Consider the following 13,221-nt stretch of genomic DNA (forward strand, 5'->3'; position numbering starts at 1 on the left):
GCCGCGCGACACCCCGACCGTGGTCGACGGCCACCCGGTCGTCACCCGCCCCCGCATGACCGTCATCGGCACCGGCTACCTGGGCGCGACCCACGCCGTGTGCATGGCGGCGCTCGGCTTCGACGTCCTGGGCGTCGACGTGGACGCGGCGAAGGTCGCACGCCTCGCCGCGGGCGAGGTGCCGTTCTTCGAGCCCGGCCTGCAGGAGCTGCTGGTGGAGGCGCTCGCGAGCGGCCGGCTGCGGTTCACCACGGACTACGCCGAGGCGGGCGCGTTCGGCGACGTGCACTTCGTGTGCGTCGGCACGCCGCAGCGCAAGGACTCCCTGGCCGCGGACCTGTCGTACGTGTACGCGGCGGTCGACGCGCTCGCGCCGCACCTGACGCGACGCGCGCTCGTGGTCGGCAAGTCGACGGTGCAGATCGGCACCGCGCAGGCGCTCACCGAGCGGCTGCAGGCGTCCGCGCCGGCCGGCACCGACGTCGAGCTCGCGTGGAACCCCGAGTTCCTGCGCGAGGGCTACGCGGTGCAGGACACGCTGACGCCGGACCGGCTCGTGTTCGGCACGTCGTCCGCGTGGGCGTCGGCGCAGCTCGCCGAGGCCTTCCGCCCGGTGCTCGACCGGGGCACGCCGCTCGTGGAGTGCGACCTCGCGACCGCCGAGCTCGTGAAGGTCGCGGCGAACTCGTTCCTCGCGACGAAGATCTCCTACATCAACGCGATGGCGGAGGTCTGCGAGGCCACGGGCGCCGACGTGAACCTGCTGGCGAAGGCGCTGTCGTTCGACGACCGCATCGGCGGCCGGTTCCTCAAGCCGGGTCTCGGCTTCGGCGGCGGCTGCCTGCCCAAGGACATCCGCGCGTTCGCCGCGCGGGCGGCGGAGCTCGGCGTCGGGCAGGCGGTGTCGTTCCTGCACGAGGTCGACGCCATCAACACCCGCCGCCGGCAGCGCACGGTGGACCTCGTCCGCGAGGTCGCCGGCGGCTCCCTCGCGGGCGTGCGCGTCGCGGCCCTGGGCGCGGCGTTCAAGCCCAACTCCGACGACATCCGCGACGCCCCGGCGCTCGACGTCGCCCGCATGCTGCACGAGGAGGGCGCGATCGTGCAGGTGTACGACCCCGAGGCGATGGGCAACGCGCGCCGCGCCTACCCCGAGCTCACCTACGCCGAGAGCCTGCCCGCGGCCGTGCACCGCGCGGACGTCGTCGTGCTGCTGACGGAGTGGGCGCAGTTCCGCACCGCCGACCCGGAGATGATGGGCTGGCTCGTCGCCCACCGTCGCGTCGTCGACGGCCGGCACGCCCTCGACGCCGACGCGTACCGCGCCGCGGGCTGGGACTACCGCGCGCTGGGCCGTCCGCTGCTGCCGCGCACGGTCGAGCTCACGTCGTCCGCGGCGGACGAGGTCGACCTCGCGACGGCCCTGGCGCTGGCGGGCCAGGCGGTCTCGGCGACGCGCTGACGGCGCACGCACCAGGGGCGTGAAGCGTTGTGGTCACATCGCGTCCACAACGCTTCACGCCCCTAGTGGTGCCGGCGTGCCGGGTCGGGCCTCCGCCGGCGTCAGCCCTGGGTCACCACCGGGAAGCCCTCGGACGGCTGCACGATGACGAAGCCCGGCCCGTGGAACTTGTACTGGAACGCCTCACCCGTCCCGCCGCGCAGCAGCGAGGACACGTTCATGCTCGACACGATCTCGGGCGAGAGGTTCGCCGACCAGCACACGGCGGCGTTCGGGTCGACGAACGTCGGCTGCTGCGAGCAGTCGAGGATGACGGGCGTGCCGTCGGACGTGAGCGCGACCGCGCCGTGCCCGTGGATGAGCGTCGAGAACAGCCCGCCGGTCATCATCCCGGCGCCGCGGGTGCGGTGCAGGTCCCACTGCAGGTTCGCGTCGAACGCGAGCACGTTGCTGCCGCCGATGCTGATCGCGTCGCCCTCGAGCTCGAGGATGAACACGTCGTGCGCGTAGCGGGCGAAGAACACGTCGCCCTGCCCGTGCACGGTCATGAGCGCCTGGTCGTCGCTGCTGATGGCCCGCTTGACGAACTTCGCGAGGCTGTCGGCGCCCTTGTGCTGGAACTGCACGGCGCCCTGGTAGGCGACCATGACGCCCTTGGCGGCGATCACCGGCTCGCCCAGCGTCACCTTGAGCATCTTGCGGTTCTGCAGGACGAAGCGGCTGGTGCCCGGCACCTCGAGGTTGGACTGGTCGAAGATCTCGCTGCGCATGGGAGCCATCCTGCCGGTCGGCCGGGGACGGCAGGACGCCCCGACGGGTGAACCGCCGGGGCGTCCGGGAGTGCGGTGTACGGGCTGCGGGTCAGGCCGCGAGGACGTGCGGCGGGAAGCCGCGGCGGTGCACCTCGGCGCCCTCGTCGACGTGCGCCTCGGGGGCGACGACGACGCCGTCCTCCAGCCGGGCGCGGGCACCGACCGCGGCACGGGAGCCGATGCGGGCGGCGCGGCCCACGACCGCGTCACGTCCCACGTGCACGGACGTCGCCAGGTGCGCGTCCGCGGCGACGACCGCGCCCGGCTCCACCCAGCAGTGCCGTCCGATGTGCGCGCCGGGCTCCACCTGCGCGCCGGGGTCCACCCACGTGCCGTCCGCGACGTACGCGTCGTCGGCCACGCGGGCCCCCTTGGCGACCATGCCGCCGCCGTTCGAGTGCCGGAAGTAGCGGACGACCCGGCCGTCGTCGGTCTCGAGATCCTCGTATCGCTTCCTCATAACACCCGTCCCAACGCGGGCGGGTCATGGGATGTTCCCGCCGGGCGGTATGGTGAGCGGGGACACGTCCGCGCGCGTCCGGGTCCTGCGAGGAGGTGCCGGTGGACCGGCACACCGCCGCCGCTCTCCTGGTCACCGGCCTGACGGGCGGCGCCGTCCTGGAGCTCGGCAGCGGACCGCGCGGCCTCGCGCCGCTCCTCGCCGGCCGAGTCCGCCGCTACGAGGCCCTCGACCGCTCCCCCCGTGCCACGGCCGCCCTCACCGCGTGGCTGACCGAGCACCGCCCGGACGACGCGTGGCACGTCGCCACCGGTGACCTGGCGGACCTGCCGGAGCGGGGCGACCTCACGCCCGCCGACGTCGTCGTCGCGGTGAACCTCAACGCGTTCTGGACGGGCGTGCCGGCGGACGCCTTCGCGGCGGTGGGCGGGCACCTGCGTCCCGGCGGCACGCTCGTGCTCGTGCTCGAGACGCCGGACCCGGTCGACGCCCGCGTGCGCCCCGCCCTGCTCGCCGCGCTCGACACCGCCGGGTGGCGCTGGGACGAGCACACGGACGCCGGCGGGCCGCAGCGCCTCGCCCTCACCGCCGTACCGGTGGCCTGATCGCCGCACCTCCGGCAGGGTGTGGCGCGTGGGGGACGAGGCGGAGGTCCGGGGTGTGGAGCGCAGGCCGGTGCAGCACCTCGTCGTGATGGGTGTGGCCGGGTCGGGCAAGACGACCCTCGCGTCCCTGCTGCGGCAGCGACTCGGGTGGCCGTACGCCGAGGCCGACGAGTTCCACCCGCCGGCCAACATCGCGAAGATGACCGCCGGCACGCCGCTGACCGACGAGGACCGGTGGCCGTGGCTCGACGCGATCCGCGACTGGCTGACGGCCCAGACGCACGCGGGGCAGAGCTCGATCGTCACGTGCTCGGCGCTCAAGCGGACGTACCGGGACGTCCTGCGCTCGGCCGAGGGACGCGTGCGCTTCGTCCACCTCACGGCCCCGCCCGAGCTCATCGAGCGGCGCATGGCGCACCGCGCCGGGCACTTCATGCCGCAGACCCTGCTGCCGTCGCAGCTCGCGACGCTCGAGCCCCTCGCCGAGGAGGAGCAGGGCGTCACCGTCGTCGTCGACGTCCCCCCGGACGTGGTCGCCGACCGCACCCTGCGCGCCCTCGGGCTCACCGCCGAGGACCGGCTGACCGTCGACTGACCGCGGCCGCGGACCGCCGCGGACGCCCGACCCGCAGGAGGACCCGTGCCACCGGAGGACTGGGAGCAGACGCTCGGGGCCGGGCCGCTGCTCGGCATCGCCGCCGCCGCCATCGCCCTGCTGCTGTTCCTCATCATCCGGCTGCGGCTGCACGCGTTCGTCGCGCTGATCCTCGTCTCGCTCGTCACGGCGTTCGCGACGGGCGTGCCCGCGGGGCGGTCGTCGACGTGCTCGTGACGGGGTTCGGCACGACGCTCGGCTCGGTGGCCCTGCTCGTGGGGCTCGGCGCGATGCTCGGGCGGATGGTCGAGACGTCCGGCGGCGCGAAGGTCATGGCGGACACGCTCGTGCGGCGCTTCGGGGAGAGGCGGGCGCCGTTCGCGCTCGGCCTGGCCTCGCTGATCTTCGGCTTCCCGATCTTCTTCGACGCGGGCCTCGTCGTGATGCTGCCGATCGTCTTCGCGGTCGCGCGACGGCTGGGCGGGTCGGTGCTGACGTACGGCCTGCCGACCGCGGGCGCGTTCTCCGTCATGCACGTCTTCGTGCCGCCGCACCCCGGGCCCGTCGCGGCGTCCGAGCTGCTCGGCGCCAACCCCGGCCTCGTGGTGCTGCTCGGGCTGGTCGTGGCGATCCCCACCTGGTACGTGACCTCGTACCTCTACGGCGTGTGGGCCGGCCGGCGCTGGGTGCTGCCCGTGCCCGAGCTGCTCGGCCGGACCTCCGACGAGGACCAGCCCGCCAACCCGCCGTCGTTCGGCACGGTGCTCGGCGTGCTGCTGCTGCCGCTGCTGCTCATCTTCGTCAACACCGGCCTCGACCTGCTGACCACGGCCGGCGTGGTCGAGGACGCCCCGTGGGTCGCCGTCGCCCGCGCGATCGGCGCGACCCCGGTCGCGCTGCTCATCGCGGTCCTGGTCGCGGCCTACGTGATGGGCCGCCGGCGCGGCCGCGACAAGACGGCGATCGAGCGGCTCCTCGAGTCGGCCCTCGGCCCGGTCGCCTCGGTCATCCTCATCACCGGGGCGGGCGGCATGTTCGGCGCCGTGCTGCGCGCGTCGGGCATCGGCGGCGCGCTCGAGGACGCGCTCGGCGACCTCGGCCTGCCGATCATCGTCGCGGGCTTCCTCATCGCCACGATCCTGCGCATCGCCCAGGGCTCCGCGACGGTCGCCCTCATCACGACGGCAGGGCTCATCGAGCCCGCCGTCGCGGCAGGCGACTTCAGCGGCGTCCAGCTCGCCGCCATCGTGCTCGCCGTCGCAGCCGGGTCCGTCATGACGTCGCACGTCAACGACTCCGGGTTCTGGCTGGTCGGCCGGTTCTTCGGCATGGACGTGCGGACGACGCTCAAGACGTGGACGGTCCTCGAGACGCTCATCGGCCTCATGGGGTTCGGCATCGCGCTGGTCTTCTTCGTGCTGGGCTGACCCCGGGTCGGCCGGGGACGTCGCCCCGCGCCGCCGCCTCAGCGCGTGGGCGCGGGGTCCAGCGGCAGGACGAGCCGCGTGCGCCACGTCGCCGGGTCGGCGCCGTCGCCCGGGTCGGTCAGGTACACCTCCCAGAAGTCGCCCCGCCCCGTACCGCCGTGCTCGGCGCGCCAGTGCGCGACGAGCCGGTCCCACGCGCCCCCGATGCCGTCGTACGGGCCGACGTGCTCGGTGGCGAGCGCGCGCCCGCCCGGCAGGTCGACGACGGTCACGGCGTCGTCGCCCACCCGGCCGAGCGGTCCGAGGTCCGCGTCCGCGACCGGGACGGCGGCCGTGAGCTCCGCCGTCGCGTCGGGCACCCGGGCGTACCAGGCGATCGCCGGACCGGCGGGGCGGGCGCCGGCGGCCGCCACCGCGGTCGCGACCGCCGGGAACGCGGCGTCGAAGAACGAGGCCAGGGCGTCCGTGGGGACCGTGCGGCGCAGGGCGGCGACGCGGACCGTCGGCTCCGAGACGAGCAGGACGGGCGGGGCGGCGTGCGACATGACGGGCACCGTAGCCGGACCCTGCGACACGCCCGGTGACGGGCCAGCGCCGACCGGCCCGGTCGCCACGCGCGCGCGTCGGGCCCGCGTGCGAGGATCGGCCGCATGACGACCGAGCAGGACGCGCGCGACCTGGCGGGCGACCCGGCGCCGGCCGCCGAGGGCACCACCCTCGGCGCTCCCGCGACCGCGACCGCCGCCTCCGACCCCGCCGACCCGATGGCCAACGCCGGCGACACGAAGCTCTGGCTCGAGCGCACCGGCACCCGCCGGTACGTCGGCCGCAGCTCCCGCGGCGCCGAGGTGCTCGTCGGCTCCGTCGGCGACGAGGGCGCCTTCACGCCCGGGGAGCTGCTGAAGATCGCGCTCGGCGCGTGCACCGGCCTGTCGAGCGACGCCGCGCTGGCGCGCCGGCTCGGCGACGACGTGCGCGTGACGATCCGCGTGGGCGGGCCGTCGGACCCCGCGCAGGACCGCTACCCGCACCTGACGGAGGAGCTCGAGGTCGACCTCTCGGCGCTCGACCCCGCCGCCCGCGAGCGCCTGCTCACCGTCGTCCACCGCGCCGTCGACCAGCACTGCACGGTGGGGCGCACGCTGCACACGGGCGCGACCACGACCCTCCACGTGACAGGGGAGCGCTGATGCCCAAGGTGATCGCGGCCGCCCTCGACAAGGCGGTCACCATCCCGTCCACGACGATCCACGCGCACGTGGAGAGCCTGCGCCGGCGCAACCCGCACGCCACGCCGGCGCAGCTCGTCACGATGCTCGAGAAGGAGTACCTGCTGGTCGTCGCCGGTGCCGGCGGCGCCGTGGGTGCGGCGGCCGCGGCCCCCGTCGTCGGGACCGGCGTCGCGACGGCGCTGACCGTGAGCGACGTCGCCACGTTCTTCGCCGCCTCCGCGGCGTTCTCCCTCGCGGTCGCGTCGGTGCACGGCATCGACGTCGAGGACACCGAGCGGCGCAAGGCGCTGCTGCTCGCGAGCGTGCTGGGCGAGGACGGCGCGAAGGCCGTCGCCAGCGCCGCCGACGCGTCGTCGCTGCAGCTGGGACGGGTGCTGCTGACGCGCATGCCGCGGAACACGGTCAAGAGGGTGAACAGCACGCTCACCCGCAAGCTGCTGCAGAAGCAGGCGGCCAAGATGGCCGGTCTGGCGCTGGGGCGCCTGGCCCCCTACGGCATCGGCGCGGCGGTCGGCGTCGCAGGCGGGCGGGCGCTCGGGCGCACGGTCGTCGAGAGCGCCCGCCGGGTGTTCGGGCCCCCGCCGGAGCGGTTCCCGCAGGTGGTCGAGGGATCGGCGCGCGACGTCGAGCCGCGCTCCCTGTACTCGCGGCTGCCGGCGCTGCCCGGCCGCCGCTGACGCGGCCCCCCACCCCCGGCCCCCGGCCCCGGACGCGACGGGACCCGGTGCACGGGCGAGGTCGTCCTCGCCGCGCACCGGGTCCCGTCGGTCGTCCGGGGCCAGGCAGGTCACCAGCGGTCGTGCACGTGCTCCCGGACGCGGCGGTCGTACACGTCGCGCAGCGCGTCGAGCGTCGCGTCGTCGAGCGGCGCGAGCTGCTCCGCGGCGGCGTTCGCGCGCGCCTGCTCGGGGTTGCGGGCGCCGGGGATGACGACGGAGACGCCCGGCTGGTCGACGATCCAGCGCAGCGCGAGCTGGGCCGTCGTCGCGCCCTGCGGCGTGTGCCGGGCGACCTCGCGGGCAGCAGCGACGCCGACCTCGTAGGGCACGCCGGAGAACGTCTCGCCGACGTCGAACGCCTCGCCGTGGCGGTTGTAGGTGCGGTGGTCGTCGGCCGCGAACTCGGTCGACTCGTCGTACTTGCCGCTCAGCAGGCCGGACGCCAGCGGGACGCGCGCGATGATGCCGACGCCCGCCTCGGCGGCCGCCGGCAGCACCTGCTCCAGCGGCTTGCGGCGGAAGACGTTGAGGATGATCTGCACCGTCGCGACGTTCGGGCGCGCGATCGCCGTGAGCGCCTCGTCCACCGTCTCGACCGAGACGCCGTACGCGGCCACGCGGCGCTCCTCGACGAGCGCGTCGAGCGCGTCGTACACGTCGTCGCGGGAGTAGACCGCCGTCGGCGGGCAGTGCAGCTGCACGAGGTCGAGCGTGTCGACGCCGAGGTTCTCGCGGCTGCGGTCCGTCCAGGCGCGGAACGCGTCGGCCGTGTACGCGTCGGCCTCGTGCGGGTTCGCGCGGCGGCCCATCTTCGTCGCGACCGTCACGCGCTGCGCGACCTCCGGCCGCTCGGCCAGGAACCGGCCGATGACCTTCTCCGACCGGCCGTCGCCGTACACGTCGGCGGTGTCGAGGAACGTCACGCCGGCGTCGACCGCCGCGTCGAGCACCTCGAGCGCCGTGTCGTCGCCGACCGTCCCCCAGTCGCCGCCGAGCTGCCAGCAGCCCAGCCCGACGACCCCGACTTCACGTCCCGTCCGTCCCAGAACCCTCGTCCGCATGCCCCCGACCGTACCCCGGGGGAGGATCGGTGCATGACGACGCCCACCGCGCGAGCCGCGGGCCCCGCCGCCCCCGACGGCGTCGCCGGCACGCGCGTGACGCGGGACGTCGAGGCGCCCGCGCGGGTCGCCTTCGCGGTGCTGACCGACGCCCGGAACCACGGCCGGTGGGTGCCGCAGACGCGGGTGAGCACCGACGGCGACCCCCGTGCGGGCACCCGCATCGAGGCCGTCTCGGGTCCGCTCGCGCGCTTCGGCGCGCCGGGCCTGCCGGACCGGATGACGATCACGACGTACGAGCCGCCCGCCGGTGACGAGGCGGGAGCGGCGCCGGGCGTCGCGGTGTACCGCAAGGACGGGCCCCTCCTGCTGGGCGGCGCGTCCATCGTCGTCCGGCCGACCGGGCCGGGACGGTGCCGCGTCACGTGGGAGGAGCACGTGCCGCTGGCCGGGCCGCTGCCCGCGGCGCTGTCCTCGCGGCTGACGGCTCCGGCGCTCGCCGTCATGCTGCGCGTCGTGCTGGCCCGCGCGGCCCGCGAGCTCGCGGGCTGACCCGCGCAACAGATCGTCGGCCGCCCGCGGTCCGACGCAACGGATCGGGCACGGGTGCGCACGTGCCGTTGCCCGACCGCCGCCGCGCGCGCTCGTACCCTCGAAGCACCGTGCGCCCACCGGTGCGCGGTGCCACCCGCACCCACGAGGAGCCCGATGACCGCGCACGCCCCCGGCCGCACCGCCCGCCAGTACCTCATGTGCGAGCCCACCCACTACACGGTCTCCTACGAGATCAACCCGTGGATGGACCGCACGCGGCACACGGACGCGGACCTGGCGGTGCGCCAGTGGCGCCGTCTGCGCGACACCTACCTCGACCTCGGGCACACCGTGGAGACGATCGACCCCCTGCCCGGCCTGCCCGACATGGTCTACGCGGCGAACGGCGCGACCGTCGTCGACGGCGTCGTGTACTCCGCGCGGTTCCGCCACCCCGAGCGCCAGCCCGAGGGCCCCGCGTACCAGAAGTGGTTCGCCGACCGCGGCTGGGTCACCCACACCGCCGAGCAGGTCAACGAGGGCGAGGGCGACATGCTCGTCGTCGGGCGGCTGATCCTCGCCGGCACGGGCTTCCGCACCAGCCGCGCGGCGCACGCCGAGCTGCAGGAGCTCGTCGGGCACCCCGTGATCTCCCTCGAGCTCGTGGACCCGCACTACTACCACCTCGACACCGCGCTGGCCGTGCTCTCGGCGGACCCCGAGGACCCGCAGATCGCGTACTACCCGCCCGCCTTCTCGCCCGGTTCGCGCGCGGTGCTCGAGCAGCTCTTCCCCGACGCCGTGCTCGCGACCGAGCAGGACGCGGCCGTGCTGGGCCTCAACGCGGTGTCGGACGGCGAGAACGTCGTCGTCGCCCCGGCGGCCACCCACCTCGCGGGCGCGCTGCGCGAGCGCGGGTACACGCCCGTCCCCGTCGACACGAGCGAGCTGCTCAAGGGCGGCGGCGGGGCGAAGTGCTGCACGCTCGAGCTGCGGCGATGAGCACCGCCGCCGCCGGCACGGCGTCGGCCCTCGCCCCGAACTACCACCCGCTGCCGGTGACCCTCGCGCGCGGCGACGGGGCGTGGGTCACCGACACCTCCGGGCGGCGGTACCTCGACCTGCTCTCGGCGTACTCGGCGCTGAACTTCGGGCACCGGCACCCCGCTCTCGTCGCGGCGGCGCAGACGCAGCTGGACCGGCTCACGCTGACCTCGCGGGCGTTCGACCACGAGCTGCTCGAGCCGTTCGCCCAGGCCCTCACCGGGCTGGTCGGACCGCTGCTCGCGGGGCGCTCGCACCTCGTGCTGCCCATGAACACCGGTGCCGAGGCCGTCGAGACGGCGATCAAGGCGTCCCGCAAGTGGGGCTACGAGGTGCGGGGCGTCCCCGCCGACCGCGCGACGATCGTCGTCGCGGACGGCAACTTCCACGGCCGCACCACGACGATCGTCTCGTTCTCGACGGACCCCGACGCCCGTCGCGGGTTCGGCCCGTACACCCCCGGGTTCGTCACCGTGCCGTACGGGGACGCCGACGCGCTGGCCCGGGCCGTCGACGCGACCACCGTCGCCGTCCTGCTCGAGCCGGTGCAGGGCGAGCAGGGCGTCGTCGTCCCGCCCGACGACTACCTGCCCGCCGTGCGGCGGGTGTGCGACGACGCGGGCGTGCTGCTGGTCGCCGACGAGATCCAGTCCGGCCTCGGCCGCGCCGGCTCGACGCTCGCGTGCGAGCGGTGGGACGTGCGCCCGGACCTCGTCACGCTCGGCAAGGCCCTGGGCGGGGGCCTGGTCCCCGTCTCGGCCGTCGTCGGCCGCGCCGACGTCCTCGAGGTGCTGACCGCCGGCACGCACGGCTCGACGTTCGGCGGCAACCCGCTCGCGTGCGCGGTCGGGATCGCCGTCGTCGACCTGCTCGCCCCGGGGACGTTGCAGGCCCGCGCCCGCACCCTCGGCGAGCACCTCGGCGACCGGCTCGCGGCCCTGGTGGACGACGGGCTCCTGCACGGGCTGCGGACGATCGGCCTGTGGGCGGGCGTCGACGTGGCGCCCGGGCTGCCCGGCGGCCCCGCCTCCGGGCGCGAGCTGTGCGAGCGCCTGCTCGGGCGCGGGGTCCTCGCCAAGGACACGCACGGGGCGACCGTGCGCCTGGCTCCCCCGCTCACGGTGGACGCGGACGACCTCGACCGGGCGGTCGACGCGCTGACGGAGGCGCTCACCGCGCCGTGACGTCGACGCCGCGACCGGGGACCGGCACGCCCGGCGCCCGTCCGCGTGTCGGCACCGGCCCGCGTGCACCGGCCGCCGGCCCGTCCGGACGGGCCGGCGCCGGTGCACGCGCCGCGGGTGCGTCAGCCGAAGGTGATCGACGTGTACATCCAGCCGTCGTGCAGGACGACGCCGATGTACGCGGTGGAGTAGCTGCCGAGCATCTGCCGGTTGTGACCGTCCGACGCCGCGTAGGCCGCGATCATGCGGCTCGCGCTGGCCGGCGAGACGCGGCCGACGATCTCGGGCCGGGCCTTGGGCGAGCCGGCGCGCGTACCCGAGTGCCAGATGCTGTCCGAGGCGGCCATCTGCATGGCGTGCTCCGCGCGGGCGCCGGACGAGACGATGCTGAGCCCACCCAGCCCGTTCGCGGCGCGGTGCGCGTTGAGCGCCGCACCGACGTCGCCCACGCCGACCACCGACCCCGCGACCGGGAGGCCCGCCGCGGGTGCGGGTGCGGGTGCGGCGGCCGCGCCCGGCCGGGCCGGCGCCGCGGCGCGCGGGGCCGCGGGACGCGGTGCCGAGGCCCGCGGGGCGCGTGCGGCGGTGCCGCTGCCACGGGCGGACGCGCGGGCAGCCGCGGCGGCGGCGGCCTGCTCGGCGGCGGCCCGCTCGGCCGCGAGGCGCGCGTCCTCGGCGGCCTGCCAGGCGGCCTGCGCCTCGACGACGGCCTGCTCCGGCGCGGCGATGGCTGCGGTGGTCGCGCGCAGCGTCGTGAGCGAGACGGCCGGGGCGCCGAGGGCGCCCGAGGCCGCGTCGACGGCCTGCTGCAGCGTCGCGCGCGGGCCGTCCCCGGCCTGCGCGGAGGCGGCCAGGGTGGCGACGGCGCGGTCGGCGGCCGCCCTCGTGGCCGCGGCGACGTCGGCGCGCTGGCCCGTCGCGACGGCGGCGCCGGCGTGCGCGGTGTCGGCACGCGGGGCGGCGACGTCGGCGGCGGACGCCTGGACGGCCGCGGCGACGCGTGCGTCGGCGGCCGCCTCCGCCGCGGCACGTGCCCGGTGGTCCTGGTCGGCCGCCCACACCGTGCCCGCGGTCGCGAGCACCGCGGCGGTGGCGACGAGCGCGGTGGCGCGGCGCGCGCGCTGGGGACGCGGCGGCACCCCGGCGGGCCGCTGCTGCGGGACGTGCCCGAGGTCGCCGGCGCGCGGTGCGGCGGGCGGTGCGGACGCGGGTCGCGCCGCCCGGGTCGGCACCACCGGGGTGGGTGCCGACGCCACCGGTCCGGCCTGCGTCGGCACCAGCGGCGTCGGTGCGGACACCGCGGGTCCCGCCTGCGTCGGCACCACGGGTGCCGGTGCGGAGGCGACGGGCCCCGCCTGCGTCGGCAGCCCCGGTACCCCCGTCGTGCCCGTCCCTGCTGCGGTGTCCGGGCGCGCGCCGGAGTCCTGCCGTCCGCTCATGCGTGTGTCCCCCTCGGCGAGGTCGGTGTCACGACCCCATCGGCACGTGCAGCGTCCGACCTGAGCGGGTGTGTCGCAATCGGTGGCACATGTGCTCATTGGTCCTGCACGCCCGTGCACGACCGGTACGCCCGACGCGCGAGGATGGGCGCGTGCACGCCGACCGCCTCGACGACCTCGACACCGCGATCCTGCGCGCGCTCGCGCACGACGCGCGCGCCACGTACGCACAGCTCGGGGCGCAGGTCGCCCTCTCGGCCCCCGCGGTCAAGCGCCGGGTGGACCGTCTGCGCGAGCGCGGCGTCATCCGCGGCTTCACCGTGCGGCTGGACCCGGCGGCGCTCGGCTGGCACACCGAGGCGTTCGTCGAGCTGTTCTGCCACGGCCGCACGAGCCCGGCCACGATGCGGGCCGCGGTCGAGGACTACCCGGAGGTGGTCGCCGCGAGCACGGTCACCGGCGACGTGGACCTGGTGGTCCAGGTGCGGGCGCGGGACATGCGCCACCTCGAGCAGGTCGTCGAGCGGCTCGCGGCGGAGCCGTTCGTGTCCCGCACGCGCTCGACCGTCGTGCTCTCGGCGCTCGTCCGCCGGCCGGACGTCCCGCCGGCGGGCGGCGACGCCTGACCGCCCGCCGCCGCCCCGAGG

At 76.2% G+C, this 13,221-nt stretch carries 14 protein-coding genes and 1 pseudogene; 10 read left to right on the top strand and 5 right to left on the bottom strand.

Annotation, left to right across the window (positions count from 1 at the left end; all coding sequences use genetic code 11):
• The first annotated feature begins 55 nt into the window (after window positions 1–55).
• Window positions 56–1,462 carry a UDP-glucose/GDP-mannose dehydrogenase family protein gene (locus tag GC089_RS14790; protein ID WP_230685259.1) on the top strand — a complete coding sequence of 469 codons (1,407 nt, stop codon included), beginning with the start codon at window positions 56–58 and terminating at the stop codon, window positions 1,460–1,462.
• Between the two features lie 101 nt (window positions 1,463–1,563).
• On the opposite strand, the gene GC089_RS14795 is transcribed toward GC089_RS14790, so the two are convergent.
• Together GC089_RS14795 and GC089_RS14800 are read right to left on the bottom strand one after the other, a co-directional pair.
• Window positions 1,564–2,232, bottom strand: coding sequence for an AIM24 family protein (locus tag GC089_RS14795; RefSeq protein WP_155378290.1), 669 nt, complete (start codon window positions 2,230–2,232; stop codon window positions 1,564–1,566).
• Window positions 2,233–2,323: 91 nt separating this feature from the next.
• Entirely contained in the window at window positions 2,324–2,734 is a 411-nt protein-coding gene (locus tag GC089_RS14800; protein WP_155378291.1) for a transferase, read from the bottom strand.
• Between the two features lie 101 nt (window positions 2,735–2,835).
• On the opposite strand from GC089_RS14800, the gene GC089_RS14805 reads away from it, so the two are divergent.
• The 3 genes and pseudogenes from GC089_RS14805 to GC089_RS14815 all read left to right on the top strand — a co-directional run bounded on the left by GC089_RS14805 (window position 2,836) and on the right by GC089_RS14815 (window position 5,361).
• Complete coding sequence (locus GC089_RS14805) at window positions 2,836–3,339, top strand: class I SAM-dependent methyltransferase (RefSeq protein ID WP_196250720.1); 504 nt, start codon at window positions 2,836–2,838, stop codon at window positions 3,337–3,339.
• Between the two features lie 88 nt (window positions 3,340–3,427).
• On the top strand, window positions 3,428–3,934 hold the full coding sequence (locus GC089_RS14810; protein ID WP_155379261.1) for a gluconokinase: 507 nt from the start codon (window positions 3,428–3,430) through the stop codon (window positions 3,932–3,934).
• A gap of 45 nt (window positions 3,935–3,979) precedes the next feature.
• A pseudogene (locus tag GC089_RS14815) lies at window positions 3,980–5,361 on the top strand (GntP family permease).
• A 38-nt stretch (window positions 5,362–5,399) separates the two neighbouring features.
• On the opposite strand, the gene GC089_RS14820 reads toward GC089_RS14815, so the two are convergent.
• Window positions 5,400–5,906 carry a GyrI-like domain-containing protein gene (locus GC089_RS14820; RefSeq protein WP_155378293.1) on the bottom strand — a complete coding sequence of 169 codons (507 nt, stop codon included), beginning with the start codon at window positions 5,904–5,906 and terminating at the stop codon, window positions 5,400–5,402.
• A 105-nt stretch (window positions 5,907–6,011) separates the two neighbouring features.
• On the opposite strand from GC089_RS14820, the gene GC089_RS14825 reads away from it, so the two are divergent.
• Together GC089_RS14825 and GC089_RS14830 are read left to right on the top strand one after the other, a co-directional pair.
• Complete coding sequence (locus tag GC089_RS14825; protein WP_370514016.1) at window positions 6,012–6,551, top strand: OsmC family protein; 540 nt, start codon at window positions 6,012–6,014, stop codon at window positions 6,549–6,551.
• Entirely contained in the window at window positions 6,551–7,270 is a 720-nt protein-coding gene (locus GC089_RS14830; RefSeq protein ID WP_196250721.1) for a hypothetical protein, read from the top strand. The genes GC089_RS14825 and GC089_RS14830 overlap by 1 nt, the downstream gene beginning before the upstream one ends.
• Window positions 7,271–7,380: 110 nt before the next feature.
• Here the strand turns inward: GC089_RS14830 and GC089_RS14835 are convergent, their stop codons facing one another.
• On the bottom strand, window positions 7,381–8,373 hold the full coding sequence (locus GC089_RS14835) for an aldo/keto reductase (RefSeq protein WP_155378294.1): 993 nt from the start codon (window positions 8,371–8,373) through the stop codon (window positions 7,381–7,383).
• Between the two features lie 33 nt (window positions 8,374–8,406).
• On the opposite strand from GC089_RS14835, the gene GC089_RS14840 reads away from it, so the two are divergent.
• The 3 genes from GC089_RS14840 to rocD all read left to right on the top strand — a co-directional run bounded on the left by GC089_RS14840 (window position 8,407) and on the right by rocD (window position 11,135).
• Window positions 8,407–8,925: an SRPBCC family protein gene (locus GC089_RS14840; RefSeq protein ID WP_155378295.1), complete on the top strand. Its 519-nt coding sequence runs from the start codon at window positions 8,407–8,409 to the stop codon at window positions 8,923–8,925.
• A 156-nt stretch (window positions 8,926–9,081) separates the two neighbouring features.
• Window positions 9,082–9,909 carry a dimethylargininase gene (gene ddaH, locus GC089_RS14845; RefSeq protein ID WP_155378296.1) on the top strand — a complete coding sequence of 276 codons (828 nt, stop codon included), beginning with the start codon at window positions 9,082–9,084 and terminating at the stop codon, window positions 9,907–9,909.
• Window positions 9,906–11,135: an ornithine--oxo-acid transaminase gene (gene rocD / locus GC089_RS14850; protein ID WP_155378297.1), complete on the top strand. Its 1,230-nt coding sequence runs from the start codon at window positions 9,906–9,908 to the stop codon at window positions 11,133–11,135. The genes ddaH and rocD overlap by 4 nt, the downstream gene beginning before the upstream one ends.
• A gap of 122 nt (window positions 11,136–11,257) precedes the next feature.
• On the opposite strand, the gene GC089_RS14855 is transcribed toward rocD, so the two are convergent.
• Window positions 11,258–12,574, bottom strand: a complete 1,317-nt coding sequence (locus tag GC089_RS14855) for a hypothetical protein (protein WP_155378298.1) — start codon at window positions 12,572–12,574, stop codon at window positions 11,258–11,260.
• 152 nt (window positions 12,575–12,726) lie between these two features.
• Between GC089_RS14855 and GC089_RS14860 the strand changes: the two genes are divergently transcribed.
• Window positions 12,727–13,200, top strand: a complete 474-nt coding sequence (locus GC089_RS14860) for an Lrp/AsnC family transcriptional regulator (protein ID WP_155378299.1) — start codon at window positions 12,727–12,729, stop codon at window positions 13,198–13,200.
• Window positions 13,201–13,221 lie beyond the last annotated feature (21 nt).

The organism is Cellulomonas sp. JZ18 (assembly GCF_009720485.1).
In the GTDB taxonomy this organism is placed as follows: Bacteria; Actinomycetota; Actinomycetes; order Actinomycetales; family Cellulomonadaceae; genus Cellulomonas.

Coding starts and splice junctions, on each gene's coding strand:
- GC089_RS14790 (WP_230685259.1), top strand. CDS start 56: ATGACCGTCATCGGCACCGGCTACCTGGGCGCGACCCACGCCGTGTGC.
- GC089_RS14795 (WP_155378290.1), bottom strand. CDS start 2,232: ATGCGCAGCGAGATCTTCGACCAGTCCAACCTCGAGGTGCCGGGCACC.
- GC089_RS14800 (WP_155378291.1), bottom strand. CDS start 2,734: ATGAGGAAGCGATACGAGGATCTCGAGACCGACGACGGCCGGGTCGTC.
- GC089_RS14810 (WP_155379261.1), top strand. CDS start 3,428: ATGGGTGTGGCCGGGTCGGGCAAGACGACCCTCGCGTCCCTGCTGCGG.
- GC089_RS14820 (WP_155378293.1), bottom strand. CDS start 5,906: ATGTCGCACGCCGCCCCGCCCGTCCTGCTCGTCTCGGAGCCGACGGTC.
- GC089_RS14825 (WP_370514016.1), top strand. CDS start 6,012: ATGACGACCGAGCAGGACGCGCGCGACCTGGCGGGCGACCCGGCGCCG.
- GC089_RS14830 (WP_196250721.1), top strand. CDS start 6,551: ATGCCCAAGGTGATCGCGGCCGCCCTCGACAAGGCGGTCACCATCCCG.
- GC089_RS14835 (WP_155378294.1), bottom strand. CDS start 8,373: ATGCGGACGAGGGTTCTGGGACGGACGGGACGTGAAGTCGGGGTCGTC.
- GC089_RS14840 (WP_155378295.1), top strand. CDS start 8,407: ATGACGACGCCCACCGCGCGAGCCGCGGGCCCCGCCGCCCCCGACGGC.
- ddaH (WP_155378296.1), top strand. CDS start 9,082: ATGACCGCGCACGCCCCCGGCCGCACCGCCCGCCAGTACCTCATGTGC.
- rocD (WP_155378297.1), top strand. CDS start 9,906: ATGAGCACCGCCGCCGCCGGCACGGCGTCGGCCCTCGCCCCGAACTAC.
- GC089_RS14855 (WP_155378298.1), bottom strand. CDS start 12,574: ATGAGCGGACGGCAGGACTCCGGCGCGCGCCCGGACACCGCAGCAGGG.